Source organism: Actinoplanes sp. NPDC049599 (assembly GCF_044465625.1).
Taxonomy (GTDB): Bacteria; Actinomycetota; Actinomycetes; order Mycobacteriales; family Micromonosporaceae; genus Actinoplanes.
Map to the genome: position 1 here is coordinate 155,806 of NZ_JBITLX010000009.1, position 25,941 is coordinate 181,746.

Annotated in this window: 27 protein-coding genes; 16 read left to right on the top strand and 11 right to left on the bottom strand. The window is 70.8% G+C overall.

The genetic code is table 11. The features are described 5' to 3' along the window. Positions 1-704 precede the first annotated feature (704 nt). Positions 705-1,652: a heme A synthase gene (locus ACIBQZ_RS18815; RefSeq protein WP_396089974.1), complete on the bottom strand. Its 948-nt coding sequence runs from the start codon at positions 1,650-1,652 to the stop codon at positions 705-707. A gap of 107 nt (positions 1,653-1,759) precedes the next feature. On the opposite strand from ACIBQZ_RS18815, the gene ACIBQZ_RS18820 reads away from it, so the two are divergent. The 8 genes from ACIBQZ_RS18820 (at position 1,760) to ACIBQZ_RS18855 (ending at position 8,662) form a co-directional block, all read left to right on the top strand. Next, positions 1,760-2,500 carry a helix-turn-helix transcriptional regulator gene (locus ACIBQZ_RS18820; RefSeq protein ID WP_396089975.1) on the top strand — a complete coding sequence of 247 codons (741 nt, stop codon included), beginning with the start codon at positions 1,760-1,762 and terminating at the stop codon, positions 2,498-2,500. Beyond that, a complete protein-coding gene (sufB, locus tag ACIBQZ_RS18825) occupies positions 2,497-3,930 on the top strand; it encodes a Fe-S cluster assembly protein SufB (protein ID WP_396089976.1) in 1,434 nt (477 codons plus the stop codon). Before ACIBQZ_RS18820 ends, sufB begins: the two co-directional genes overlap by 4 nt. Before the next feature lie 41 nt (positions 3,931-3,971). Continuing rightward, positions 3,972-5,105: a Fe-S cluster assembly protein SufD gene (gene sufD / locus ACIBQZ_RS18830; RefSeq protein WP_396089977.1), complete on the top strand. Its 1,134-nt coding sequence runs from the start codon at positions 3,972-3,974 to the stop codon at positions 5,103-5,105. 55 nt (positions 5,106-5,160) lie between these two features. After that, positions 5,161-5,493: a non-heme iron oxygenase ferredoxin subunit gene (locus ACIBQZ_RS18835; RefSeq protein ID WP_396089978.1), complete on the top strand. Its 333-nt coding sequence runs from the start codon at positions 5,161-5,163 to the stop codon at positions 5,491-5,493. After that, a complete protein-coding gene (sufC, locus tag ACIBQZ_RS18840) occupies positions 5,490-6,269 on the top strand; it encodes a Fe-S cluster assembly ATPase SufC (protein ID WP_396089979.1) in 780 nt (259 codons plus the stop codon). Before ACIBQZ_RS18835 ends, sufC begins: the two co-directional genes overlap by 4 nt. Before the next feature lie 14 nt (positions 6,270-6,283). Further along, a complete protein-coding gene (locus ACIBQZ_RS18845) occupies positions 6,284-7,513 on the top strand; it encodes a cysteine desulfurase (protein ID WP_396089980.1) in 1,230 nt (409 codons plus the stop codon). After that, entirely contained in the window at positions 7,510-7,968 is a 459-nt protein-coding gene (sufU, locus tag ACIBQZ_RS18850; protein ID WP_396090098.1) for a Fe-S cluster assembly sulfur transfer protein SufU, read from the top strand. The genes ACIBQZ_RS18845 and sufU overlap by 4 nt, the downstream gene beginning before the upstream one ends. 259 nt (positions 7,969-8,227) lie before the next feature. Next, positions 8,228-8,662 (top strand): metal-sulfur cluster assembly factor, encoded by a 435-nt coding sequence (locus ACIBQZ_RS18855; RefSeq protein ID WP_396090099.1) that lies wholly within the window; start codon positions 8,228-8,230, stop codon positions 8,660-8,662. Positions 8,663-8,717: 55 nt separating this feature from the next. Here ACIBQZ_RS18855 and ACIBQZ_RS18860 read toward each other — a convergent pair whose 3' ends face one another. The 5 genes from ACIBQZ_RS18860 to ACIBQZ_RS18880 form a co-directional block, all read right to left on the bottom strand. Beyond that, positions 8,718-9,455, bottom strand: a complete 738-nt coding sequence (locus tag ACIBQZ_RS18860) for an SDR family NAD(P)-dependent oxidoreductase (RefSeq protein WP_396089981.1) — start codon at positions 9,453-9,455, stop codon at positions 8,718-8,720. Positions 9,456-9,519: 64 nt separating this feature from the next. After that, a complete protein-coding gene (locus tag ACIBQZ_RS18865; RefSeq protein ID WP_396089982.1) occupies positions 9,520-10,542 on the bottom strand; it encodes a zinc-binding dehydrogenase in 1,023 nt (340 codons plus the stop codon). Further along, on the bottom strand, positions 10,542-11,384 hold the full coding sequence (locus ACIBQZ_RS18870) for a fumarylacetoacetate hydrolase family protein (RefSeq protein WP_396089983.1): 843 nt from the start codon (positions 11,382-11,384) through the stop codon (positions 10,542-10,544). Before ACIBQZ_RS18870 ends, ACIBQZ_RS18865 begins: the two co-directional genes overlap by 1 nt. Further along, positions 11,381-12,244 carry an SMP-30/gluconolactonase/LRE family protein gene (locus tag ACIBQZ_RS18875; RefSeq protein WP_396089984.1) on the bottom strand — a complete coding sequence of 288 codons (864 nt, stop codon included), beginning with the start codon at positions 12,242-12,244 and terminating at the stop codon, positions 11,381-11,383. Before ACIBQZ_RS18875 ends, ACIBQZ_RS18870 begins: the two co-directional genes overlap by 4 nt. Then, positions 12,241-12,975, bottom strand: coding sequence for an IclR family transcriptional regulator (locus tag ACIBQZ_RS18880; protein ID WP_396089985.1), 735 nt, complete (start codon positions 12,973-12,975; stop codon positions 12,241-12,243). The genes ACIBQZ_RS18875 and ACIBQZ_RS18880 overlap by 4 nt, the downstream gene beginning before the upstream one ends. 84 nt (positions 12,976-13,059) lie before the next feature. Between ACIBQZ_RS18880 and ACIBQZ_RS18885 the strand changes: the two genes are divergently transcribed. Further along, the gene (locus tag ACIBQZ_RS18885) at positions 13,060-14,775 is read left to right on the top strand and encodes an IlvD/Edd family dehydratase (RefSeq protein ID WP_396089986.1); all 1,716 of its coding nucleotides are present in this window, start codon (positions 13,060-13,062) and stop codon (positions 14,773-14,775) included. A gap of 37 nt (positions 14,776-14,812) precedes the next feature. Further along, a complete protein-coding gene (locus ACIBQZ_RS18890; RefSeq protein WP_396089987.1) occupies positions 14,813-15,559 on the top strand; it encodes a maleylpyruvate isomerase family mycothiol-dependent enzyme in 747 nt (248 codons plus the stop codon). Between the two features lie 3 nt (positions 15,560-15,562). Here the strand turns inward: ACIBQZ_RS18890 and ACIBQZ_RS18895 are convergent, their stop codons facing one another. Then, on the bottom strand, positions 15,563-16,246 hold the full coding sequence (locus tag ACIBQZ_RS18895; RefSeq protein WP_396089988.1) for a histidine phosphatase family protein: 684 nt from the start codon (positions 16,244-16,246) through the stop codon (positions 15,563-15,565). 335 nt (positions 16,247-16,581) lie between these two features. Between ACIBQZ_RS18895 and ACIBQZ_RS18900 the strand changes: the two genes are divergently transcribed. Continuing rightward, positions 16,582-17,283, top strand: coding sequence for a LysE family transporter (locus tag ACIBQZ_RS18900; RefSeq protein WP_396089989.1), 702 nt, complete (start codon positions 16,582-16,584; stop codon positions 17,281-17,283). A 66-nt stretch (positions 17,284-17,349) separates the two neighbouring features. Here the strand turns inward: ACIBQZ_RS18900 and ACIBQZ_RS18905 are convergent, their stop codons facing one another. After that, positions 17,350-18,033: a DNA alkylation repair protein gene (locus ACIBQZ_RS18905; protein WP_396089990.1), complete on the bottom strand. Its 684-nt coding sequence runs from the start codon at positions 18,031-18,033 to the stop codon at positions 17,350-17,352. 105 nt (positions 18,034-18,138) lie between these two features. Next, a complete protein-coding gene (locus ACIBQZ_RS18910) occupies positions 18,139-18,342 on the bottom strand; it encodes a DUF397 domain-containing protein (protein ID WP_396089991.1) in 204 nt (67 codons plus the stop codon). A gap of 170 nt (positions 18,343-18,512) precedes the next feature. Here ACIBQZ_RS18910 and ACIBQZ_RS18915 point away from each other — a divergent pair, with 170 nt between their 5' ends. From ACIBQZ_RS18915 to ACIBQZ_RS18925, 3 genes are all read left to right on the top strand, one after another. Then, entirely contained in the window at positions 18,513-19,373 is an 861-nt protein-coding gene (locus ACIBQZ_RS18915) for a helix-turn-helix domain-containing protein (RefSeq protein ID WP_396089992.1), read from the top strand. 213 nt (positions 19,374-19,586) lie between these two features. Then, complete coding sequence (locus ACIBQZ_RS18920; protein WP_396089993.1) at positions 19,587-20,450, top strand: DUF5753 domain-containing protein; 864 nt, start codon at positions 19,587-19,589, stop codon at positions 20,448-20,450. Between the two features lie 68 nt (positions 20,451-20,518). Continuing rightward, entirely contained in the window at positions 20,519-21,382 is an 864-nt protein-coding gene (locus ACIBQZ_RS18925) for a helix-turn-helix domain-containing protein (RefSeq protein ID WP_396089994.1), read from the top strand. A gap of 1 nt (position 21,383) precedes the next feature. Here the strand turns inward: ACIBQZ_RS18925 and ACIBQZ_RS18930 are convergent, their stop codons facing one another. Continuing rightward, on the bottom strand, positions 21,384-21,845 hold the full coding sequence (locus tag ACIBQZ_RS18930; RefSeq protein ID WP_396089995.1) for a DUF6232 family protein: 462 nt from the start codon (positions 21,843-21,845) through the stop codon (positions 21,384-21,386). Between the two features lie 169 nt (positions 21,846-22,014). Here ACIBQZ_RS18930 and ACIBQZ_RS18935 point away from each other — a divergent pair, with 169 nt between their 5' ends. Beyond that, the gene (locus ACIBQZ_RS18935) at positions 22,015-22,650 is read left to right on the top strand and encodes an acVLRF1 family peptidyl-tRNA hydrolase (protein ID WP_396089996.1); all 636 of its coding nucleotides are present in this window, start codon (positions 22,015-22,017) and stop codon (positions 22,648-22,650) included. Positions 22,651-22,790: 140 nt separating this feature from the next. On the opposite strand, the gene ACIBQZ_RS18940 is transcribed toward ACIBQZ_RS18935, so the two are convergent. Further along, the gene (locus tag ACIBQZ_RS18940; RefSeq protein WP_396089997.1) at positions 22,791-23,711 is read right to left on the bottom strand and encodes a neutral zinc metallopeptidase; all 921 of its coding nucleotides are present in this window, start codon (positions 23,709-23,711) and stop codon (positions 22,791-22,793) included. A 221-nt stretch (positions 23,712-23,932) separates the two neighbouring features. Between ACIBQZ_RS18940 and ACIBQZ_RS18945 the strand changes: the two genes are divergently transcribed. Beyond that, positions 23,933-25,537: an ABC-F family ATP-binding cassette domain-containing protein gene (locus ACIBQZ_RS18945; RefSeq protein WP_396089998.1), complete on the top strand. Its 1,605-nt coding sequence runs from the start codon at positions 23,933-23,935 to the stop codon at positions 25,535-25,537. Positions 25,538-25,941 lie beyond the last annotated feature (404 nt).

Consider the following 25,941-nt stretch of genomic DNA (forward strand, 5'->3'; position numbering starts at 1 on the left):
CGCCCCGCCTCATCCCGGCTCGCCCCGCCTCATCCCGGCTCGCCCCGGCTCGCCCCGCCTCGCCTCATGCGCGCGTCGCCTCATGCCGGGCTTGTATCCTGGATCAGCTCTGGCTGACGCCGAGCTCCGCTCCGGCCCAGGCTTCGCTCGGGCTCGGGCTCGGGCTCCGCTTCGGCTCGGGCTCGGGCTCCGCTTCGCTTCGGCTCGGGCTCTGCTTCGGCTCGGGCTCGGGCTCCGCTCCGCTTCGGGCTCGGGCTCCGCTCCGCTTCGGGCTCGGGCTCCGCTCCGCTTCGGGTCGGGCTTGGCTCCGCTTCGGCCCCGGCATCGCTTCGGCTCCGGCGTCTCGCGTCGCGTGTTTTGTCCGGCGCTCTACCCGCGACTGAGCACCGCGTCGTGCGCTCATGGCGACCGCAATCCCCGGCGGCCGTCGCTCTGCCTCGCGCGCGCCCTGCCTTGCGTGCGGCCTGTTCGCCTCGCGGCCCGTCTTCTTCGGCTGATCAATGGTGGCCGTCCACCCGGATTCGACCTGTCGAGCACTGCGCCTCGGCAGGCAGGTGCGGAAGTAGACCTTGGTAGAAATTGGCCCGCCGGGGGGCCACTGGTTACCAAGGTCTACTGAGCGCTGCTCGTCGCGGGGGTTGTCCAGTCCTGGCGTGTCCGAAGGTGTGAGGCGGGAGTCGGTGGGGCCTCGGGGCGCGGCGGGGTCAGGCGACTGGGGCCGGGGTGGTGTTCGTGGTGGGGTACTCGAGGGGGATCGGCGGGGGGCTCGGGTCGTGGGGGCGTTCGCGGAGGCTCCACAGGGCGCTCAGGGTTGCCAGCCAGACCAGGCAGGAGCCGAGCATGTGGACTGCTACCAGCAGGACCGGGAGGTTGGTGAAGTACTGGATGAAGCCGATCAGGCCCTGGCTCAGCTCGACCAGGATCAGCACCCCTGCCGCGCGGACCGCCGGGCGTGGCGCCTTCACCGCGCGCAGGGCGAACCACAGACCCACCGACAGGCCGATCAGCAGGAACACCGCGTCCGCGTGGGCCTGGGAGATTGTGGCAGGGTCCAGGCCGTTGCGTTTGGCGCCCGCGTCGCCGGCGTGCGGGCCGCTGCCGGTCACGATGACGCCGAGCACGATGACGGCTGCGCTCACGACCGTGGTCAGGCGGGCCAGGGCCGGCAGGGGGGCCGGCACCAGGCTGCGGCGGGGGCGGTCGCCCTCCGCGGTGCGCTTCCACAGGGCGTACGTCACGGCGATCAGTGCCATGGACAGCAGGAAGTGCAGGCCGACCACCCACGGGTTCAGGTCGGTCAGCACCGTGATGCCGCCGATCACGCCCTGGCCGGGGATGCCCAGGCCGGCCACCAGCGCGAGCACGATCAGCGAGCGGCGGCGGGGTTTGTGGAGCAGGGCCGCGATGAACGTCGCCACGGCGATCAGGCCGAGCACGATGCCGAGCACCCGGTTGCCGAATTCGATGACGCCGTAGACGCCCATCTCCGGCGTGGTGACGTACGAGTCCTCGGTGCACCGGGGCCAGGTGGGGCAGCCGAGGCCGGACTGGGTCAGGCGGACCGCCGCACCCGTGACCACCAGGGCGATGTTGGCTACCAGGGAGGCCAGGGCCAGGGGGCGCAGGAGGGTGCGATTGCTCACCCCGGGCATCGTACGCCTGAATTTGATCTTGATTGAGCGTGGCCGGTGGGCGCGGTGTTCTGGATCACCGGGACGCCGGTTTGCCGGGACTCCCTTAATTACGTTACGTTGGCGTAGTGAAAAACGGAGTGCTGGCGCGGAGCAAGGGAGTGGCCGTCGTGGCCGCGCCTTCCGACGCGCGCACCCGTGACAGGGTCGCCCAGCTTCTGTTCGAGAGCGGCGCCGCCACCGCCGCCGAGATCGGTGCGCAGCTCGGGCTCAGTTCCGCCGCCATCCGCAAGCACCTCGACGCCATGCTCGCCGACCAGCTCGTCGAGGTGCGCGAGACGCGGCCCCAGGGTCCGCGCGGCCGGGGCCGGCCCGCCAAGGCGTTTGTGCTCACCGCCGCTGCTCGCGACGGCTTCCCGCACTTCTACGACGGCATCGCCACCGCCGCCCTGCGCTGGATCGCCGACCACGGCGGGCCCGAGGCGGTCACCGCCTTCGCCACCGCCCAGGTCGCCGCCCTGGAGGAGCGTTGCCGGGCCGCGTTGCTCGAGGCCGGCGACGAGCCGATCGCCCGGGCGGAGGCGCTCGCCGAGGCGCTGACGGCCGAGGGTTACGCTGCCAACGCGTCGACGATCGCGTCCGGCGGGCAGCTGTGCCAGCACCACTGCCCGGTGGCGCACGTCGCCGCCGAGTTTCCCCAGCTGTGCGACGCCGAGACCGCGGTCATCTCGCGGCTCATCGGCACCCACGTGCAGCGCCTGGCCACCATCGCGCACGGCGACGGGGTGTGCACCACGCACATCCCCACCCCGCCGCGCGCTATCCACGCAACCGAGACAACCGCCACCACTGTGAGGACAGATAGATGACCGAGCAGATCGTCCAGCCCGTCACCACCCAGGAAGAGCACCTCGCCGCCCTGGGCAAGTACGAATACGGCTGGGCCGACGCCGACACCGCCGGGGCGACCGCCCAGCGCGGCCTGTCCGAGGCCGTGGTGCGCAACATCTCGGCGCTCAAGAGCGAGCCGCAGTGGATGCTCGACCTGCGGCTCAAGGGCCTGCGCCTGTTCGACCGCAAGCCCATGCCGAACTGGGGCGCCGACCTCACCGGCATCGACTTCCAGAACATCAAGTACTTCGTGCGCTCGACCGAGAAGCAGGCCGCCACCTGGGACGACCTGCCGGCCGACATCAAGAACACGTACGACAAGCTGGGCATCCCCGAGGCCGAGAAGCAGCGCCTCGTCTCCGGTGTCGCGGCCCAGTACGAGTCCGAGGTCGTCTACCACAAGATCCGTGAGGACCTCGAGGAGCAGGGCGTCCTGTTCCTGGACACCGACACCGCGCTGCGCGAGCACGAGGACATCTTCAAGGAGTACTTCGGCACGGTCATCCCGGTCGGCGACAACAAGTTCGCCGCGCTGAACACCTCCGTGTGGTCGGGTGGCTCCTTCATCTACGTGCCGAAGGGTGTGCACGTCGACATCCCGCTGCAGGCCTACTTCCGGATCAACACCGAGAACATGGGCCAGTTCGAGCGGACGCTGATCATCGTCGACGAGGGCGCCTACATCCACTACGTGGAGGGCTGCACCGCCCCGATCTACTCGTCCGACTCGCTGCACAGCGCGGTTGTCGAGATCATCGTCAAGAAGAACGCCCGCTGCCGTTACACGACCATCCAGAACTGGTCGAACAACGTCTACAACCTGGTCACCAAGCGCGCCACCTGCGAAGAGGGCGCGACCATGGAGTGGGTCGACGGCAACATCGGCTCCAAGGTGACGATGAAGTACCCGGCCGTCTACATGACCGGCCCGCACGCCAAGGGCGAGGTGCTCTCCGTCGCGATGGCCGGCGAGGGCCAGCACCAGGACGCCGGCGCCAAGATGGTGCACGCCGCGCCGCACACCTCCTCGACGATCATCAGCAAGTCGATCGCCCGCGGCGGTGGCCGCACGTCGTACCGCGGCCTCGTGCAGGTCATGGAGGGTTCGCACCACAGCGCCAGCACGGTCAAGTGCGACGCGCTGCTGGTCGACACGATCTCCCGGTCGGACACGTACCCGTACGTGGACATCCGCGAGGACGACGTGTCGATGGGTCACGAGGCCACCGTCTCCAAGATCAGCGACGACCAGCTCTTCTACCTGATGAGCCGGGGCCTGACCGAGGACGAGGCCATGGCGATGATCGTGCGCGGCTTCATCGAGCCGATCGCCAAGGAGCTCCCGATGGAGTACGCCCTTGAGCTCAACCGCCTCATCGAGCTCCAGATGGAAGGGGCTGTGGGCTAAATAAAGCCCCCAGCCGACGTACCGCAGACGCAAAGGACGAGATGACTACCGAGGCCATGGCACCGCCGAGCACCAAGTCGCAGGTGCTGCGTTCCTTCGACGTCGCCGACTTCCCGGCCATCAACGGCCTGGAGGAGGAGTGGCGCTTCACCCCGATCAAGCGGCTGAAGGAGCTCGTCACCGCGACCGCGCTGACCGGCGCGGCGCCGGGCTTCGTGCCCGGTGACCTGCCGGCCGGCGTCTCCGTGACGCAGGTCGACGCGGGCAAGGTCGACGCGGTGCTGACGCCGTTCGACCGGGTCAGCGCGCTGGCGTACGGGTCGGCGGCGAGCGTCACCCTGGTCGACGTCACCGCCGACACGGTCGTGTCGGAGCCGGTGGTCATCCGGGTCGTCGGGCAGGGGCCGGCCGCCGCCGCCGCCCGCACCTATGTGCGGCTCGGCAACTTCGCGCAGGCCACGATCGTGCTGGAGCAGGTCGGTTCGGCCACCCTCGCGGACAACGTCGAGGTGGTCCTCGGCGACGGCGCGCAGCTCACCTTCGTCACGCTCACCGAGTGGGACGCCGACGCGGTGCAGGCCCAGCACGTCAAGTTCCGGGTCGGCCGGGACGCCCGGGTCAGCCACGTACAGGTCAGCCTCGGCGGCAGCCTGCTGCGCCAGTTCACCAGCGTGGAGTACGCGGGCCGGGGCGGCGAGGCCGAGCTCTGGGGCCTGTACTTCGCCGACGCCGGCCAGCACGTCGAGCACCGCCAGCTGGTCGACCACAGCGTGCCGGACTGCCGCAGCTACGTCGGCTACCGCGGCGCGCTGCAGGGCCGGTCGGCGCACACCGTGTGGGTCGGCGACGTGGTCATCCGCGCGGCCGCCACCGGCACGGAGACGTACGAGATCAACCGGAACCTGCTGCTCAGCGACGGCGCCCGGGCCGACTCGGTGCCGAACCTGGAGATCGAGACCGGTGAGGTGGTCAGCGCCGGGCACGCCAGCGCGACCGGGCGGTTCGACGACGAGCAGCTGTTCTACCTGATGGCCCGGGGCATCCCGGAGGCCGAGGCGCGCAAGCTCGTGGTCCGTGGCTTCTTCGCCGAGCTGATCAACAAGATCCCGGTCGAGGAGCTGCGCGAGCGCCTGGGCGACGCCATCGAGGCGAGGCTGGCGAAGGCTGGGTCATGATCGACTGCACCGAGGTCTGCGAGGGCCAGGAGAGCATGACAAAGGCAGGCACAGCATGAGCTTCGAGCTGGTGGGTCCCGCCGCCGAGCTGGCCAAGGGTTCCGTGACCACCGCGGAGATCGACGGCATCGACGTCGCGATCGTGCACGCCGACGACGACCGGTTCTACGCCGTCCGCGACGAGTGCAGCCACGCCGCCGTCGCCCTTTCCGAGGGTGAGGTCGACGGCTGCACGCTGGAGTGCTGGCTGCACGGCTCGCGCTTCGACCTGCGCACCGGTGAACCCACCGGCCTGCCCGCCACCGAGCCGGTGGCGACCTTCCCCGTCGAGATCCGCGACGGCGACATCTACGTTTCCACCACGCCGAGTAATGGAGTCATGCCGTGAGCACCCTCGAGATCCACGACCTGCAGGTGTCGGTCAAGCTGCCGCAAGGTGCAAGCGGAGAGCCGAGCTTGAAACCCATTTTGGCCGGCGTCGACCTGACCGTGAAGGCGGGCGAGACGCACGCCATCATGGGCCCGAACGGCTCCGGCAAGTCGACCCTGGCCTACTCCATCGCCGGGCACCCGAAGTACCAGATCACCGGCGGCTCGGTGACGCTCGACGGCGAGGACGTCCTCGCGATGACCGTCGACGAGCGTGCCCGCGCCGGCCTGTTCCTGGCCATGCAGTATCCGGTCGAGGTCCCCGGCGTGTCGGTGGCCAACTTCCTGCGTACGGCCAAGACCGCGATCGACGGCCAGGCGCCGAAGCTGCGCACCTGGGCCGGCGAGCTGCGCGGCGCCATGGAGAAGCTGCAGATGGACCCGGCGTTCGCCCAGCGCAACGTCAACGAGGGCTTCTCCGGCGGTGAGAAGAAGCGCCACGAGATCATGCAGCTGGAGCTGCTCAAGCCGAAGATCGCGATCCTCGACGAGACCGACTCCGGGCTCGACATCGACGCGCTGCGGGTGGTCAGCGAGGGCGTCAACCGGGTCCGCGCGTCCGGCGAGGCCGGCCTGCTGCTGATCACCCACTACACCCGCATCCTGCGGTACATCAAGCCGGACTTCGTGCACGTCTTCGTCGCCGGCAAGATCGTCCAGGAGGGCGGCCCGGAGCTCGCCGAGCAGCTCGAGGCCGAGGGCTACGAGCGTTACGTGGCCGGCGCGCGGGCCTGAGGATCGAGGCGATCATGACGTTCGACGTGGCGCGGGTGCGTGCCGACTTCCCGATCCTGAGCCGGGAGGTCAACGGGCACCCGCTCGTCTACCTCGACAGCGCGAACACCTCGCAGAAGCCGCGGCAGGTGCTCGACGCCATGCGGGCGCACCAGGAGCAGTACAACGGCAACGTGTCCCGCTCCGTGCACACGCTCGGCACCGAGTCCACCACCGCGTACGAGGAGGCCCGCGCGAAGATCGCCGCCTTCATCTCCGCGCCCAGCCCCGACGAGGTCGTGTTCACCAAGAACTCGACCGAGGCGATCAACCTGGTGGCGTACACGTCGGCCGAGTTCCTCGGGCTGGGGCCCGGCGACGAGATCGTGGTCTCCGAGATGGAGCACCACTCCAACCTTGTGCCGTGGCAGCTGCTCTGCCAGCGCACCGGGGCGACCCTGCGCTGGTTCGGGGTCACCGACGAGGGCCGGCTCGACGAGTCGACGCTCGACGAGCTGGTCAACGAGCGCACCAAGCTGGTCTCGATCGTGCACATGTCCAACATCCTGGGCACGATCAACGACCCGGCGCGGATCGTCGCCCGGGCCCACGAGGTCGGCGCGCTGGTGCTGCTCGACTGCTCCCAGTCGGTGCCGCACCTGCCGCTCGACGTGGTCGAGCTGGGCGCCGACTTCATCGCGTTCACCGGGCACAAGATGCTCGGCCCGACCGGCATCGGCGTGCTCTGGGGCCGGATGGCGCTGCTCGAGGCCATGCCGCCGTTCCTGGCCGGCGGGTCGACGATCGAGACGGTGACGATGGCCGGCACCACGTTCGCCCCGCCGCCGGCCCGTTTTGAGGGCGGCACCCCGCCGATCACCGAGGCGATCGGCCTGGGCGCGGCGGTGGACTACCTGACGGCGCTGGGCATGGAGAACATCCACCGGCACGAGCAGGAGATCACCGCGTACGCGCTGAAGGCCCTCGCGGACGTGCCGGGAGTCCGGATCTTCGGCCCGGCCACCGGCGAAGGCCGCGGCGGCACTGTCTCGTTCGAGGTCGAAGGTGTGCACCCGCACGACGTCGGGCAGATTCTCGACGACCTCGGTGTTGAGGTACGCGTGGGGCACCACTGCGCGCGCCCGGTGTGCGCGCGGTTCGGGGTGCCGGCGATGACCCGGGCCTCGTTCTACCTCTACACGACGACCGACGAGATCGACGCCCTGGCGCGCGGTCTGGAGCAGGTGCGGAAGGTGTTCGCCTGATGATCGACCAGCTGTACCAGGACATCATCCTGGACCACTACAAGCACCCGCACGGCAAGGGCCTCCGGGATCCCTTCGGCGGCGAGGCGCACCACGTCAACCCGACCTGCGGTGACGAGGTGACCTTCCGGGTGGCCGTCGACGGCGACACCCTCACGGACATCTCGTACGACGGCATCGGCTGTTCGATCAGCCAGGCGTCGGCGTCGGTGCTGCACGAACTGCTCCAGGGCCGCACCGTGGGCGAGGCCGCCCCGGTGCAGGAGGCGTTCGTCGCGCTCATGCAGAGCCGCGGCCAGATCGAGCCCGACGAGGAAGTGCTCGGCGACGGGGTGGCGTTCGCCGGCGTGGCGCGCTACCCGGCCCGGGTCAAGTGTGCGCTGCTGCCGTGGATGGCGTTCAAGGACGCCGCGGCGCGCGCCGGTGCGGGCGTGAGCCCGCAGGTCCGGTCATGACCGACTGCACCGAGCGCCACCGCACCGCGACCTTTCCGGCGAGGGCCAGAAGGGCATGACAAAGGTGGCTCAGGCGTGACCGACTGCACCGAGCGGCACCCAGCGCCACCGCACCGCGACCCTTCCGGCGAGGGCCAGAAGGGCATGACAAAGGTGGCTCAGGCATGACCGAGCGCAGCGAGCGCCGCCTGTCCGCGGCCGGCGAGGGCCGGGACCGGGCGGGCCAGTCTCAGGAGGAAGCAGCATGACCGACAAGACCATCGAAGAGATCGCCTCGACCGCGGCCGACACTGCCGGACCCGACGACGCGACGGCTCCGGCCGTGGCCGACGCGGCGGCGGCACCCGCCGCGGCCGGCACGGTCGTCTCGAAGCCGACCATCGCCGACATCGAGGAGGCGATGAAGGACGTCGTCGACCCCGAGCTCGGTATCAACGTGGTCGACCTCGGCCTGGTCTACGACGCCCACGTCGACGACGACAACGTCGTGACGCTGGACATGACGCTGACCTCGGCGGCCTGCCCGCTGACCGACGTCATCGAGGACCAGACCCGCCAGGCGCTGACCACCGGCCCGGGCGGCGGCCTGGTCAAGGACTTCCGGATCAACTGGGTGTGGCTGCCGCCGTGGGGCCCCGACAAGATCACCGACGACGGCCGGGAGCAGCTGCGGGCGCTCGGCTTCAACGTCTGAGGCACCACCGCTTCATCGGACGCCGGGTCAGCTCATGCCGACCCGGCGTTCGCCGTCAGCTCGGCAGGCGTATCCCGGTCATGCCGCCGTCGACCGCCAGCAGCGTGCCCGTGGTCGCCGAGGCCAGCGGGCTCGCCAGGTAGGCGATCGCGTGGGCGATCTCCGTGGCGGTGACCAGCCGCCCGGTCGGCTGCCGCCCGCGGAGCGCGGCGGCCGCCGCCTGCGGGTCCTCGGCCGCGGCCAGCAGCCGGGCCACCCACGGGGTGTCCGCCGTGCCGGGCACCACCGCGTTGACCCGCAGCCCCTGCCGGACGTGGTCGGCGGCCATCGCCAGGGTCAGCGAGGCCACCGCGCCCTTGCTGGCCGAGTAGAGGACGCGCTGCGGCAGGCCGATCGGCGCCGCGATCGAGCAGGTGTTGACGATCGACCCGCTCGGCGAGGCCAGCAGGTGCGGCAGCGCCGCCCGCGACACCCGCGCGATGCCCACCACGTTGATGTTGAGCACCCGGTGCCACTCGTCGTCGCTGTTGGCGGTGATGTCGCCGACCGCGCCGATGCCCGCGTTGTTGACCAGGATGTCGATCCGGCCGAACCGCGCGGCGACCGTGCCGACCGCCGCGTCCACCGACGCGCTGTCGCCGACGTCGCAGACCACCGACAGGTCGGCGTCGTGCTCGTTCAGGTCCAGGCCGGCCACCCGGGCACCGCGTTCGCGCAGCAGGGCGACGGTCGCGGCGCCGATCCCGCTGGCACCGCCGGTGACCACGGCGGTGAGCCCGTCGAACTCGCTCATGATCGAGCCTCCTGGCCGGCTCGGCCGGGGGCCGGTGCGGCCGGGTGCCGCGCGGTGCAGTCGATCATGACGGATCTCTCCTCGGGTCGACGTGGATCTTCGGGCCGGCGCCCCAGCCCGGCCGGCGCTCGCCGGCGAGCACGGCCGCGACGTCGTCCAGCCCGACGGTGGCGGCGACCAACGGCCGGGGGTCGACCTCGCCGGAGGCGAACAGCTCGACCGTCCCGGCGAAGCCCCCCGACGCGCTGAGCACGCCGACCGCGGTGACGTCCTTGAGCGCCAGCGTCCGCGAGTCGACCAGGCTGGGCTCGGCCGCGAGCCCGACGTAGACCACCCGCCGGCCCGGCTCGACCAGCTCGGCGGCGAGCGCGGGCAGCGCCGGGCCGTTGGACGCGTCGATGACCGCGTCCCAGGCCAGCTCCGGCAGCGTCGCGGCGGTCCAGGCCTGCGGGAAGCCCACCGCCGCGGCGAATGCCAGCGAGTCGCTGCTGCGCCCGAGCAGGTGCACCTCGGCGCCCTGCGCGGCGGCGATCTGGGCGGTGAGCAGCCCGATCGCGCCGGGTCCGAGCACCAGCAGCCGCCCGCCCGGCGGCAGCGCCGCGGCGCGGACCGCGCGCAGCGCGTTGCCACCCGGTTCGACCAGGGCCCCGAGCGCCGCATCCACCTGGTCGGGCAGCACCTGAAGAGCCTTCACCGGTACGGGCAACTGCTCCGCCAGCGCCCCCGGCCAGCCGTTGCGTACGCCGATCTCGTACCGGTCGGCGCAGACGTGCTGCCGCCCGGACCGGCACCGCGCGCACCGCCCGCAGCCCAGCATGGTGTCACCGGTGACCCGCCGCCCGAGCCACTTCCCGTCGACGCCGGCGCCGATCGCGCTGACCGTGCCGGACCACTCGTGGCCGATCCGCATCGGGTACTGCGCCTGACCGGTGTGCAGGTAGGACATCGCGCCGCTGAAGAACTCGACGTCGGTGCCGCACACGCCGGCCCGCTCGACGTCGACCACGACCTCGCCGGGCCGCGCCGCGGGCGGCTCGACCTCCTGCACCTCGGCCTTGCCCGGCCCGGTGATCACGAAGGCGCGCATCAGCGGGGCGCCACCACGGTCTGACGTTGGCTGCCGAGCCCGTCGATGCCCAGCTCCATCACGTCACCGGGCGACAGCCAGACCGGCGGGTCGAAGCCCATGCCGACACCGGGCGGCGTGCCCGTGTTGATCAGGTCGCCGGGCTCCAGCACCAGGAACTGGCTCAGGTACCGGACGATCTCGTACGGGTCGAAGACCATCGTCGCGGTGCTGCCGGTCTGCCGCCGTACCCCGTTGACGTCGAGCCACATGCCCAGCGCCGACACGTCCGCGATCTCGTCCGGGGTGACCAGCCACGGCCCGGCCGGGTTGAACGTCTCGGCCGACTTGCCCTTGGACCACTGCCCGCCGCGCTCGGTCTGGAACGCCCGCTCGCTGACGTCGTTGCAGACCAGGTAGCCGGCGATGACGTCGCGGGCGGCGGCGTGGCCGGCCAGGTAGCTCGCCCGGCGCCCGATCACGATGCCCAGCTCGACCTCCCAGTCCAGCTTGGTCGACCCGCGCGGCTGCCGCACGTCGTCGTACGGCCCGACCAGCGTGTTCGGCGACTTGGTGAACAGGATCGGCTCGGCGGGCACGGCCTGGCCGGTCTCCGCGGCGTGGTCGCGGTAGTTCAGCCCGATGCAGAGGATCTGGTGCGGGCGGCGGATCGGCGCGCCGACCCGCTCGCCGGCGAACCGGCGCACCTGCCCGGCCGTGATCCGCGCGTCCACCAGCTGCCGGAACTCCTGCGGCACCGTGAAGAGCAGGTCCTCGAGGTCGGCGACGTCGACGTAGGTGTCGTCGTCGACGCGGACGACGGGCCGCTCGGCCCCGGCGTCGCCGATGCGCATCAGCTTCATGACTCTCCAGAGGTAGGGCCGGCCCACGGGGTGACCGGGAGCCCGGTGACGCCGACGTCGGCGAGGAACAGCCGGCCGGACATCGGGTACGCGGCCAGCCGGTCCGCGCTCAGCATGGCGGTGGCGGTGGTGATCAGCAGCCGGTCCAGGGCGGGACCGACGAAGGCGACGCTGGTGGTGTGCGGGGCCGGCACCGTGAGCACCCCGGCGGGCCGGGCGTCCGGGGTGAACCGGCGGACCTCGCCGGCGCCCCAGATCGCGATCCACAGGTGCCCGTCGGCGTCCACGCACAGCCCGTCGGGCAGCCCGTCGCTGATCCGCAGCCACTCCCGGCGCGGCCCGACGTCACCGGTGGCGGCGTCGTAGGAGCGGACCCAGACGATGCCCGGGATGCTGTCGATGCTGTAGAACAGGCCGCCGTCCGGGCTCCACGCGAGCCCGTTGGACAGGTTGAGGTCGTCGTCGAGCACGGTGAGCGAGCCGTCGTGCTCACGGCGTACAAGAAGCTCCTGGTGGTGGGTGTCGCCCAGCGCGAGGGTGCCGACCAGGAAGCGACCCGCGGGGTCGCAGGCGCCGTCGTTGAGGCGGCTGTGCGCGGCAACGATCGGCGTGCCGTCATCGAGCAGCGTCTGCGCGCCGGCGACCAGCAGCTCCCCGGCGGCCGAGCAGACCACCGCGCCGACCGTGCGGTCGCGGTGCTGTGAACCGGTGACGACCACCCGGTCGCCGTCGAGGCGGCCCTCGTGCACCGTCCCCGCGTCGACGTCGACCCAGAGCAGCCGCTCGCGCGGCGCGTCCCAGAAGGGGCCCTCACCCAGCAGAAAGCTCTCGGTGGAGGCGACCGCGGCGGTCCAGCTCATCGGGCCTCCACGGTCGCGCGGATGGCGGCCACCGCGGCGACCAGGGTCGCCAGCGGGGTGCGGGAGACCGGCGCGGAGACGCTGACCGCGCCGCTGGGCCGGGTCGGTGACGTCAAGAACACCGGTACGGCAAGACAGACGATGCCGGGTTCGTTCTCCTGGTCGTCGACGGCGTACCCGGCCGCCCGGATCGTGCGCAGCTCGGGGGCGAGGGCGGGCGCACTGGTCAGCGTGCGCGGCGTGCGCTGGGCCAGGGTGCGGTCGCCGACCCAGGCCGTGACGGCGTCGTCGTCGGCCAGCGCGTACGCCAGCAGCAGTTTCCCGACCGCGGTGGAGTGCGCCGGGTTGCGGCCGCCGACCGTGGAGGTCAGCCGCAGCGCGCCGGCCGGCGGGTCGACCTTCGCCCGGTAGACCACGGTGTGACCGTCGAGCACCGCGTAGTGGGCGGTCTCGCCGTACCGCTCGGCCAGCGTGCTGAGCACCGGCGCGATCCGCAGGTGGTCGGGGCGGGCCTCGTGGTGGGCGAAGGCCAGCCGGAGGAACTCGTCGCCGAGCGCATAACGGCCGTGGCCGTTGCGGGTGGCGAAGCCGAACCGGCACAACGCGGCCAGCGCCCGGTGCACAGTGGGCTTGGGGCTGGCCACCGCGCGGGTCATTTCCTCCAGGGAGGCGCCGTCGGCGTGCCGGGCCAGCTCGGCGAGGACGGCCAGCACCCGATCTGTGCCGACCAAGGGGGGTGCGATTTCCGAGGGCACTGGCGTACGGTACCTGATATTCCAGATAGGCGACCAGCGTTCCGATTATTGGAAGGTCTCATGCCTGAACTGCGCAGCGCCCAGTGGTATGCCGGCCAGGACCGCAACTCCTACATCCACCGCGCCTGGATGCGCCGTGGCCTGCCGACCTCGGCCTTCGAGGGCCGCCCGCAGATCGCGATCGCCAACACCGCCTCCGACCTGACTCCCTGCAACAGCCACCTCGACGAGGTCGCCGAGCACGTCAAGCAGGGCATCTGGGAGGCCGGCGGGATCCCGCTCAACCTGCCCGTGGTGTCGATCGGCGAGACCCAGGTCCGCCCCACCGCGATGCTCTGGCGCAACATGGCCGCGATGGCCACCGAGGAGATGCTGCGGGCCAACCCGGTCGACGGCGTGGTGCTGCTCGGCGGCTGCGACAAGACCATCCCGTCGCTGCTCATGGCCGCCGCCTCGGTCGACCTGCCGGCCGTGGTGGTGCCCGGCGGCCCGATGCTCACCGGCACGTTCCGCGGCACCCCGCTGGGCTGCGGCACCGACGTGTGGCGGCTGTCCGAGGAGGTCCGGGCGGGCACGCTCAGCAAGGCCGCGTTCCTGGAGTCCGAGTCGTCGATGATCCGCAGCCGCGGCCACTGCAACACCATGGGCACCGCCTCGACCATGGGCCTGCTGGCCGAGGCGCTCGGCACGGTGCTGCCGGGCACGGCCGGCACCCCGGCGCCGGACAGCCGGCTGCTGGCCCGCTCGCACGAGACCGGGCGGCTGATCGTGGAGATGGTCGCCGCGGACCGCCGGCCCAGCCGGGTGCTGACCGCCGGCTCGTTCCACAACGCCATCGTGGCGCTGGCCGCGCTGGGCGGTTCCACCAACGCCGTCGTGCACCTGCTGGCCATCGCGGGCCGGCTCGGCGTGCCGCTCACGCTGGCCGACTTCGACCGGATCGGCGCGGACGTGCCGCTGCTGGTCGACCTGCAGCCCGCCGGCAAATACCTGATGGAGGACCTGTACCGGGCCGGCGGCCTGGCCGCGGTGCTGCGCGAGGTGGCCGACCTGCTGGACCGGGACGCGATCGACGTGACCGGCCGGCCGTTTGTCGACTCGCTGGCCGAGGCGCAGATCTGGGACCAGGACGTGATCCGCACCCGGGAGAAGCCGCTGCTGCCCCAGGCCGGCATCGCCGTGCTGCGCGGCAACCTGGCCCCGGCCGGGGCGATCATCAAGCCTGCCGCGGCCAGCCCGCACCTGCTGCGCCACCGCGGCCGGGCGGTGGTCTTCGACTCGGTGGAGGACTTCAACCGGCGCATCGACGCGCCCGAGCTGGACGTGGACGCGGATTCGGTGCTGGTGCTGCGCGGCTGCGGGCCGCGCGGCTACCCGGGCATGCCCGAGGTCGCGAACATGCCGCTGCCGAAGAAGCTGCTGCATGCCGGCGTCCGCGACATGGTCCGGGTCTGCGACGGGCGGATGAGCGGTACGGCGTACGGCACGGTCGTGCTGCACGTGGCGCCGGAGGCCGCGGCCGGCGGACCCCTCGACCGGGTACGGGACGGCGACTGGATCATTCTGGACGTGGAGAACAGGCGGCTGTCGGTGGACGTGCCGGACGAGGAGCTGGCGGCCCGCGAGCCGTCGGCGGCGCTGCGGGCGGCCCTGGCCCGCCCGGTCCGCGGCTGGCAGAAGCTGTACGTGGACACCGTGCTGGGCGCGGAGGTCGGCGCCGACCTGGACTTCCTCGTCGGCTCCAGCGGCGACGCGGTGAGCCGGGAATCGCACTGAGCCGATTCTTGTCGCAGGCCGGTGGTAAACCATCGGCATGACTTCGCTGCTGCCGTTCCCCGAACTGCTGGACCTGATCGCCGAGCGCTCGGCCGCCCTGCGGCAGGCGGTGACGGCCGGCGACACCGCGGCCCGGGTGCCCGGCTGCCCCGACTGGTCCCTGCGCGACCTGGTCGCCCACCTGGGCGCGGTGCAGCGCTGGTGGGCCCACGTGGTCACGGCCGGCCCCACCGACGGCCGGCCGCCGGGCTTCACCGCGGGCGACCCCGCCGGCGACCTGCTGACCTGGTCCGCCGAGTCGACCGCGGCGCTGATCGACGCGCTGCGGGTGGCCGGCCCCGACCGCGACTGCTGGACCTGGTGGGGAGCTTCGGAGGCGCCGATGACCTCCGGCGCGGTGGCCCGCCACCAGGTGCAGGAGGCGGCCGTGCACGCCTGGGACGCCCAGGAGACGGTCGGCAAGCCCGAGCCGATCCCGGCCGCGGTGGCCGTCGACACGATCGACGAGATGCTGGTGGTGACGCTCGGCTCGCTCGGCGCCTGGCCGCACCGCCCGGCCCGGATCGCCCTGTCGGCGGTGGAGGGCCCGACCTGGCTGGTCGACCTGACCCCTACCGGCGCCAGGTCCGGCCCGGCCGCCGGCGGCGAGCCGCTCGCGACGCTGCGCGGCTCGGCCAGCGACCTGGTGCTGGCGCTCTACACCCGGATCCCGCTGGACCGCGTCGAGGTGGACGGCGACCGCGACGCCGTCGAGGAGTTCCTGGCCTGGACAGACACGGAGTAACCGCTACTCCAGGTGGTCAACGGTGTTGTAGCGGTCCAGCACGAGCCGGCCCGAGGAGTCCTTGAAGCTGGTGATCGAGGCGTTCCGCACCTGGCCGGCCTGCGCCACGATCTCGGCGACCCGGTGCCAGTCCAGGCCCTCGATGACGCGCCGCAGGACCAGCACTACCGAGTCGTGCGCCACGACCAGGACCCGCTCGCCGGCGTGGTCCCGGTTCAGGTCGTCGAGGAAGGAGGTGAGCCGGACGGCGATGTCGTCGAAGGTCTCGCCGCCCGGTGGCCGGTAGACGTACTCGCCTTCCTGCTCGAAGCGGGCGGGCTCGTCCGGAAAACGCAGCCGGATCGCGGCTTCCGTCAGCATCTCCAGCTCCCCGGTCAGCCGGTCCACGAGCCGGTCGTCGGTCTTCGGCGCCGGCAACGAGAGCCCCTCGGCGGCGATCCGCCAGGTGTCCCGGGCCCGCAGATACGGCGAGGTGATGACCACCTCGGGCAGTGCGCCGCCGGGCAGACCGGCCAGCCACCGGCCGACGGCCCGGGCCTGCTCGAGACCGAGCCCGGTCAGCTCCACATCGGTGTCCCGCCCGCTCAGCCCCGACTCGAGCAGCCCCTGCGCGTCGGCGCGCGGAAAGGCGACGTTCGCCGCGCTCTGCCCGTGCCGGATCAGGATCAGCTCAGCGACCACACCCATGATCCGACCCTAGCTGCTGATGAGGGTCCGCGCCGGGCCCAGTTTCCGTCTCGCGGCGCGGTCACTTGCGCCGCGAAATCTGGATCTCGGCGTGGCGACGTCATGATCCCCCGACCGGGTCGGAACGCGGCGGAGTCCAGACCCCGTTCGCGCCCGTCCCGGTTGCCCCGAACCAGGCAGGCCGCGAAAATCGGTGGCCGTCACCGGCCGGTCGCCGCCATCCTGGGCGACGTGACCATGCTGAGCCCGCACCCGACCCTGTCTGCCGCCGCGCCCGTCCGGGCCGTGCGACAGCAGCGTGTCGCCGCCGGCCGCGCGGTCCTGCCACCCGCGTCATGACCGGGGCGTTCCTGGCCGGCGTGGTCGCCGGCTACGGCGTCGCCGTGCCAGTCGGCGCTATCGCCGTCCTCATCGCCGGCCTGACGGCCCGAACGTCCTTACGCGTCGGCGCGGCGGCCGGACTGGGCGCGGCCACGGCGGACGGGGTGTACGCACTGATCGCGGTGCTGGGCGGCGCGGCTCTGGCTGCGGCGATCACGCCGATCGCGACGCCGCTGCGCTGGGTGGCGGCTGCGGTGCTGGTGCTGCTGGCGGCCGTGACCGCTCGATCGGCACTGCGCAGTAAGCCTCTTGCGACCGGTTCGGGCAGCGAACCGGTCGGTCCGGGTGTCTCCGGTCCGGCGACTGCTGGTCCGGATGTCGCACGGGGGGAGTCGGCGCCGGAGCCGGCCGGGCGGCGCCTCGCCGTGGCGTCCGCCACGACGCCGGGCCGGGCGTTTCTCGGTGTTCTCGCCCTGACGCTGCTCAACCCCGCCACCATCGTCTACTTCGCCGCGCTCGTGCTGGGCCGGGGCGGCACGGGCGGCGGAGTGTGGTTCGTTGCGGGCGCCTTCCTGGCCTCGGCGAGCTGGCAACTGCTCATCGCCTGCGGCGGCGCACTCGTAGGCCGGCTCCTGACCGGCGAACGCGGCCGCCGCATCACCACCCTGGTCTCCAGCGGTGTCATCGTCATCCTGGCCATCGGCCTCCTGACCTGACGAAGCGCATGCTGCGTGCACGCGGCATGCGCTGGAGTGGCCGTCGCTACGAGGTCCCGTCGGGGGTCAGAGGTGTTTGGTGGCCTCCCGGATCGAGAGTGGAGAGAGCACCCCGCGATTGCGGGAGACGTACTCACGGACGGCATCCGGGTCGGTGCGGGCATAGTGGCGCAGCGCCCAGCCGATCGCCTTGCGGATGAAAAAGTCGGGGTGGCCGGCCTGGCGGGTGCAGTAGCCGAAGAGCCGATCGGTGTCGGTCTCCGTGCCGTAGTGCAACTGGTGGAGGATCGCCGTGCGGACCAGCCACTTGTCGCTGTCGGCCGACCAGGCGTCCAGGTCGGCCCCGAGCTGCGGGTGGCGGCGGACCAGCCCGCCGACGACGCGGGTGGCCAGTGGGTCGGTGGTGTCCCACCACGGCTTGGTCGTGATCAACGTGCGGACGGTGATCAGAAAGCCCGGGCCCGGCACGGACACGTGGGCGCGCAGCCAGTCGCAGGCGAAATACTGATACTCGCGCTCGGTGTGCTCCCAGCAGGCCAGCGCAACGGTGCGCAGGTCGTCCTCGGTCGGTTTGTCCAGGCCGGCGACTGCGGTGCGGGCGAGCACGCGCTGTGTCGGTGTCGAGAAACCAAGGAACGCGAACTGATGCCGCATGTAGGCCGCCGCGCCGGCGGCCCGGATGGGGTCGCGGGCCGCCTCGAAGAGCCTGACCAGGCGGTCGAGCAGCTCATCGGTCATCGGACGCGTCATGGCCCGATCATCGCACCGTGCTGTGACACTCCCGCCGACCCGCCGACCCGCCGACCCGCCGACCCGCCGACCCGCCGACCCGCCGCCGGCCAGGCGATCAGGCGATCACGCGGAATGCAGGTCGAACTCGCCCTGGGCGACGCCCGCGACGAAGGCGGCGAACGTCTCCCGGCCGAAGGTCAGAACCGCCCCTTGGGGGTTCTTGGAGTCACGGACCATGATCGTGCCCCGGCCCGGCGCCACCTCGACGCACGCACCGCTTGAGCTGCGAGAACTCTTCCGCCACACGAGCGCTTCCGCAGCTTCCACGACCGGATCATCCACCTAAATACGAAAAATGCCCATTTGGCACAGTTGGAAGTGACCTCACGGACTGTAGGCCCTGCGCGGGAAGTTCGCAAGCAAATGACGAAGTGCACTTTGCAGATCGCACGGTAGGGTTGAGATCAAGGCTGTTGTGCGCTGAAAGGGGGGCCGTCGTGACCGAGCCGGTTGGCCCCGCGCTGGCCCGGGCATTGCTCTCCAGGGAGCTGCGAACCCTCCGTGGCAACACCCCGGCGGCTGCCGTTGCCGGCGCGATGCACTGGTCGCTGGCGAAGCTCAACCGCATCGAGAACAACAAGGTGACGATCCAGCCTCTGGAAGTGGAGGCGTTGGCCCGGCACCTCGGCGTCACCGACGGCGACGAGCTGAAGCGGCTCGTGGATCTGTCGCTGGCGTCACGTCAGCGCATGTGGTGGCGTGAGAAGCACTTCCCGGACGAGCTCATCAACTTCATCGCCTTCGAGAACGACGCCACGCACCTGTATGCCTATCAGGCCACCTTCGTCCCGCCGCTGTTGCAGACGCGGCAATACGCCGAGGCGCTCACCTCATCCGTGCTCCAGACCTCCCCGGAGGACCCGGCCGTGGTCAGCCTGGTCGATGCGCGGATGAAACGGCGGGAGACGTTGATGGCGAGGCTGGCGGGTGACCAGCCCCCGTCGGTGAGCCAGGCGATCGACGAGTCGGTTCTGCTGCGGCCGATCGGTGGTGACGACGTCATGGCGGCCCAGCTGGATCATCTGGTCGAGATGGCCGGGCGGGACACCGTCGAGCTCACGGTCCTGCCGCTGCGTCTTGGCGTACACCCCGGGCTCAGTGGGGCTTTTGAACTCCTGACCTTCACCGAGGATCGGGACCTCGACGTCGTGTTCATCGAGACGCCCGGAACCGACTTTCTGTTGACGGACGCGGAGAACACCGCTACCTACCGCCGGGTCATGGACGAGCTGCTGACCATGGGCGAGAGCCTCGCCGAAGCGGTCCACAAGGTACGCCAGGCGCATCGTCCCCAGTAGCGGGGCGCCGGAATTCGCATACTGTGGATTCGCCAAGGACAATTCCCGGCCATGCCGGGCCCGGCGTTCTTGTCAAGCCATTCGGTGCCGAGCTTGTGTCGATTATCGTTATCTCCGGCCACCCCCGCTCCTGCGCTCTCCGCCGAGAGGAGTCTCGCCCTACCCGTAACAGGACGACGCCGACGTCGGACCTCCCAGCTAGAGAGGCTCGTCATGCCAGAATTCCTCGGACCGGCGATCGCCCGCGATCGGCTTCGCGTGCGCCTCCGCGAACTCCGCGAATCCCGCTCGATGCTGGTGGAACAGGTGGTGAGCGCCGTGGGCTGGCCGGCATCCGGCTTGGGTGACGTCGAGTCCGGAGCGCGGACCATCCAGCCTTTCGCGCTCGAGTCCGTCCTTTCCTTTTACGGCTGTGGGGACGGCGAGACCGCGGAACTGATACGGCTGGCCCGGATCGCCTGGACGCCGCTTTCGCAGGCGCGTCACCGGCTGACCGATGAGTACCAGCAATTCGTGGGCTACGAGTCCGAGGCGTCGAGGATCACCCATTACCAGCCGCTGATAGTGCCCGGGCTGTTGCAGACCGCGGCGTACGCGATGGCGATCACCGCGACGATTCTCGGCGCGCGGCCGACCGACGCCGATGTCGTCACGGTCGTGCAGGTCCGCCGGGAGCGGCAGCGCGTTGTCGAGAACCGCCTGACGGCAGGTGATCTGCTCCAGGTCGTGGCGATCCTGGACGAGGTGGTGCTGCGCCGGTGGATCGGCGGCGAGGAGGTGATGCGTGCGCAGCTCGAGCATCTGCTCCACCAGGCCCGGCAAGCGCACATCAGCCTGATCATCATGCCGACCGCGGGCGGCGGGCATGCCGGCCTCGGCGGCGTGTTCGAGCTGCTCGAGTTCCCCGACTCGGACGACGACGATCTCGTGTTCATCGAATCGGCCACCGGCGACTCGCTGAGCCGCAATCCCGAGGTGACGGCGCAATATCGCGGCAAAGTGGACAGGCTGCGCGCCGAGGGCGAGTACGGGGACCGCGCACTGAGGCTGATACAGGATGTCCTGGACGGTCGCTAGTAACCTGGGTCGCACGGCGCTCGACACAGCCGAAGACGTCCCGCTGATGCGATACGGGGGCGACATCCATGTCCGATCAGGTCCGCCAGGCCGTCGCCCGCGAACGACTGCGCGCGAGGCTCGTCGGCTTGCGGAAACAGAGCGGTCTGAGCCCTGGCACGGTGACCCGGCGTACGCACTGGTCCACCTCCAAACTGCACCGCATCGAAACGGGCGCCGTCACGGTCCAGCCGGTGGACCTCGAGGCCCTGCTGCAGATGTACGGCGTCCGCGACCGTGACGAGGTCGCGGAGCTGATCGACCTGGCGCTGGTCTCCCGCCGCCGGCAATGGTGGAGCAGCTACCGGCTCGACCCGGAATACCGGGAGTTCGTCGCCTATGAGAGCGAGGCTTCCCGGATCACCGTCTACCAGGCGTTGCTGATCCCCGGGCTGTTGCAGACCGAGCGCTATGCGAAGGCCGCCACCGCGTCGATCGGCAAGAAGGCCGACGACACCGCGGTGCAGAACGCGATCGACGTCAGGCTGCGCCGCCAGGCCGAACTCTTCGCGCGGATCGCCGGGAACCGCCCGCCGGAGCTCATCGCGCTGCTGGACGGCGCAGTGCTCGAACGCCCGATCGGTGGCGCCGACGTGATGCGCGCCCAACTCGACCACCTGCTCAAGGTGGAACAGCAGCCACACGTACGCCTCGTCGTCATACCGCTCCGGCACGGTGCCCGGCCGGGGCCGGGCGGCCTCTTCGAGATGCTGGAGTTCAGCGGAACCGCTGACCCGGATGTGGTCTTCGTCCAGTCACCCATCAAGGACTTCGTGGTGAAGGACCCGGATGCCACTGCGGCATACCACGACGTTGTGGATGCCATTGTGGGCTCGGGACTCACCCGCGACGCCGCGGTGGAGGAGATCCGCCGCATCCGCGACGGACGCTAGGTCACCGCGGGAGATCGCGGTTGTCCTCGATGGCCCGGATCAAGGCCCGGCGGACCTGACCGAACTTCTTCTTGTCCCGGGTACGGAAGAGCACGATGCGCCGCCCGTACCCGTTGGCCTCGATCGTCATGAAACGCGGATTCCTCCGGTGGTCCGTGATCGCACCCATCGCCACGGTGCAAGCGGAGACGAGGCCGGCGACGATCATCCAACCGGACTCCAGCACCGCGGCGGACGTGCCCGCAATCGCCGCCTCGATCAGGCCCAGCACCACGGTGACCTTCACGACGGGATACCGGAAGGTCAGGCAGACCAGCACGTCACGCAGGTCGGCGATGGGGACGCGGGCGCCGTCGACCTCCACGTACCAGCTGGTGATGATGATTTGGTCGTCGCGATAGATGATCCGCCGGCGTGGTCGGCGGCCTCCGCCGCCGCCTCCGGTCTCGGGTTCCAGGAACATCGCCACCCCTCTCCTTAACGCTCATTAAACGGGGAGCAGCGGTTTGCAGGAAGCATCTGGCATTCCTCAAAGCACCATCTGCGAAACCCAATCTGCAAAGTGCAGATCAGCACCGCAGGAGGTTGCCGCGGGGAGGAGGGAGCGAGCCGGCGGCCGTAGGGTGTCGAGCATGAGTGCAAGACCGGCTGCGGGTGGGGGACGGTGGGTGGACGTCGCCCCCGATCGGCTGGACCGCTGGCTGGACAACTTCGCGACCCGGCACGGCCCGTGGACCGCGGCAGGGCTGGCGGTCACTGCCGAGGACGGCGCCACCGCGGAGCTCTCGCCACCGCCGGGCGTACCGGAACTTGATGACCTGACGGCATTGCAGCAGGAGGCCTGCGTCCTACGTCGTATCGGGCTGCTGCTGGCCCGCAAGGGCGCGGTCGCCGTCGGTGTCGCGGAGGGCACCAAGCTGATCGTGTCCAAGGTCGACACGCACTACGTGCAGGGGCGAACCGCGGCGGGTGGCTGGTCCCAGCAACGCTTCGCGCGCCGCCGCGACAACCAGGCCAAAGCGGCAGCCGCCGACGGCGCCGGCATCGCGGCCCGCCTACTCCTTCCGGAGGTACGCGCACTGAGCACCCTGGTAACCGGCGGCGACCACACGGCGGTGGACACGATCCTCGCCTCGCCGCAGTTGCGTCCGTTGCTCGAATTGCGCAGCGACCGGTTCCTGGCAGTCGCGGAACCACGCCGAACGGTGCTGGAAGAGGCGATAGCCCAAGCCCGCGCCATCCGCATCCTGGTACGAGACCCAGCCTGAACCAGGGTCGCCGGCAACGACAGATCTTGGTAACCAGAGGCCGGAACCAGCCAAGATCTCGCGCACCGGCGGACGGGCAGTCGTGACTCAGGCCCAGCCGCCGTCGCTTTCCAAGATCTCTTGCTGCGCGGATCCGTAGCTCAGTTGATCGCGCCCCCGGCGAAGGTGTCGCACTTCTTCGGCGAGCCCGAGTCGTAACCCCGCTTGAACCATTCCTGCCGCTGGGCGCTGGTGCCGTGGGTGAACTCCGCCGGGTTGACCTGGCCGCCGCCGCGCTGCTGGAGGGCGTCGTCGCCGATCTTGGCTGCGGTGTCGAGGCCTTCCTGGATGTCCTGCTCGGTGATGCTGGTGAAGATCTTCTGGCCTGAGCCGTCGTCCGTGCCGGTGGCGTTCTTGGCCCAGGCGCCCGCGTAGCAGTCCGCCTGCAGTTCCAGCTTCACCGACAGCGCGTTCGCGGCGTCCGGGTCGCGCTCCTGCTCGCGGCGCATCGCGGCCTCGGTGCCCAGCAGGTCCTGCACGTGGTGGCCGTACTCGTGGGCCAGCACGTACGGCTGGGCGAACTCGCCCGGCGCGCCCAGCTGCTTGGCCAGCACGTCGTAGAAGCTCAGGTCGATGTAGACGCGGTCGTCGGCGGGGCAGTAGAACGGGCCCACGCCCGAGTCGGCGCTGCCGCAGCCGGTCTTGACCGCGTTCGCGAACAGCACCGTCTTGGCCGGCTTGTACGGGTCGCCGAACTCCGCCGGCAGCGCCTCCACCCAGTAGTCCTGGATCGAGTTCACGTAGAGCACGTTGCGGCAGTCGAGCTGCTCGTCGGCGTTCTCCTGCGAGCACTTCTGGGTCAGTGAGGTGTTGTCGCCGGTCTGCGGGGCGCCGCCGCTGTCGCCGTTGAGGGTGTTGATGCCGAAGAAGCCGCCGACGACGGCGATCAGGACGGTGACGATGATGCCGGTGAGACCTCCGCCACCGATGGGCAGGCCGCCGATCCCGCCCCCGCCCCCTCCGGAGGAACGCTGGTCGTCGATCTGACTGGTGTCGATCCTGGCGTTCTCGTTGAGTTCCATCTCATCCTCGCTCGCGCGTCCGGCACGGTGTGCCGGGTCTGGTACCCGATGATCTTGCCCGCTAATCGGTTGGGAGGTCCCGGCGGTCGCCCGGTACAATTGCCGGGTGCTGCTCTGCGAAGGCTGACCTGCCCCGCGCCGAGCGGGATCGCCCACGATCCTCCTCGGCGCTTCCGTGTGCCCTGAGCCAGCCTTCTTCCTCGAGAGCGAGACGTTCCCTCATGATTACCGCCACCGGACTCGAACTGCGCGCCGGCTCCCGGATCCTGATCTCCCCGACCACCCTTCGGGTGCAGCCCGGCGACCGGATCGGCCTGGTCGGCCGCAACGGCGCCGGCAAGACCACGATGCTCAAGGTCCTGGCCGCCGAGGGACAGCCGTTCGCGGGCGAGGTGACCCGCACCAGCGAGGTCGGCTACCTGCCGCAGGACCCGCGTACCGGAGATCTGAACGTCACCGCCCGCGACCGGGTGCTGTCCGCCCGCGGCCTGGACGTCCTGCTGTCGCAGATGCAGAAGCTCGAGGTGGAGCTCGAGGAGAGCGCCGACGAGAAGCTGATCCGCCGCTACGGCCAGCTCGAGGACCAGTTCGCCAGCCTGGGCGGGTACGCCGCCGAGGCCGAGGCCGCCCGGATCTGCTCCAACCTGGGCCTGCCCGACCGCGCGCTGGCGCAGACCATCGGCACCCTCTCCGGCGGCCAGCGCCGGCGCATCGAGCTGGCCCGCATCCTGTTCCAGAATTCCGGCCAGAACGGCAAGGGCATCCTGCTGCTCGACGAGCCGACCAACCACCTGGACCAGGACTCGATCACCTGGCTGCGCGGCTACATCGCCAGCCACAAGGGCGGCCTGATCGTGATCAGTCACGACGTCGAGCTGCTCGACGCCGTGGTCAACCGGGTCTGGTATCTGGACGCCAACCGCGCCGAGGTCGACATGTACAACGTCGGCTGGAAGACGTACCTGGCCCAGCGGGAGACGGACGAGCGCCGGCGCCGCCGTGAGCGTGCCAACGCCGAGAAGAAGGCCGGCGCGCTGCTGGCCCAGGCCGACAAGATGCGGGCCAAGGCCACCAAGACCATCGCCGCGCAGAACATGGCCAAGCGCGCCAACAAGCTGCTCGACGGCCTGGAGGAGGTGCGGACCTCGGACAAGGTGGCGAAGGTCCGCTTCCCGAGCCCGGCGGCCTGCGGCAAGACCCCGCTGACCGCGCACGGCCTGTCGAAGTCGTACGGGTCGCTGGAGATCTTCGCCGACGTCGACGTGGCGGTGGACCGTGGTTCCCGGGTCGCCATCCTCGGCCTGAACGGCGCCGGCAAGACCACCCTGCTGCGCATCCTCGGCGGCCACCTGCAGTCCGACACCGGCGAGGTGCGGGCCGGGCACGGGCTGCGGCTGGGCTACTACGCCCAGGAGCACGAGACGCTGGACGTGGACCGCACGATCCTGGAGCACATGCGCAGCGCCGGCGGCGAGCAGACCGACACCGAGCTGCGGAAGATCCTCGGCGCGTTCCTCTTCTCCGGCGACGACGTCAACAAGCCGGCCGGGGTGCTCTCCGGCGGCGAGAAGACCCGGCTCGCGCTCGCCACCCTGGTCTGTTCCGGCGCCAACGTGCTGCTGCTCGACGAGCCGACGAACAACCTCGACCCGATCAGCCGCGAGCAGGTGCTGGACGCCATCGCCAACTATCCGGGTGCGATCGTGCTGGTCACCCACGACGCGGGGGCCGTGCAGGCGCTGAAGCCGGACCGGGCCATCCTGCTGCCCGACGGTGACGAGGACGCGTGGAGCGACGATCTGCTGGAGCTCGTCGAGCTGGCGTGACCGCCGTCGCTTGATCGAGGATCAACGGCATCGTCGGTTGTCAACTGGTGCCCACACAGACAGTGCGACTCCTGCCCGGCTCCGGTCACCACCCGACCGGCTGCGGGCGCCCCTCACCCGCGCTCCGCCGACCGTTCGGGCGACGACCCGCACCTCTTCGTGCACGCTGCATCGACGCTGCGTGACATCGTTGTCCGTCCACCGTGTAGTTGATGTTTGTGCAGCTCAGCGGGTGGTCTTGAGGCGGTGCCGCGCCGGGCCCGGCGGCGCCCGGTCCGGCCGGGCAAGCGCTCTCCGACGTCCGATTCACGACCGGTTCCGGCCCCGCCGGCAACTGTCTGACATTGATGCGCATGGTCACCGTCGGGTTCCTGACAGTGGTAATTGGGCACGTTGGCTAAGCC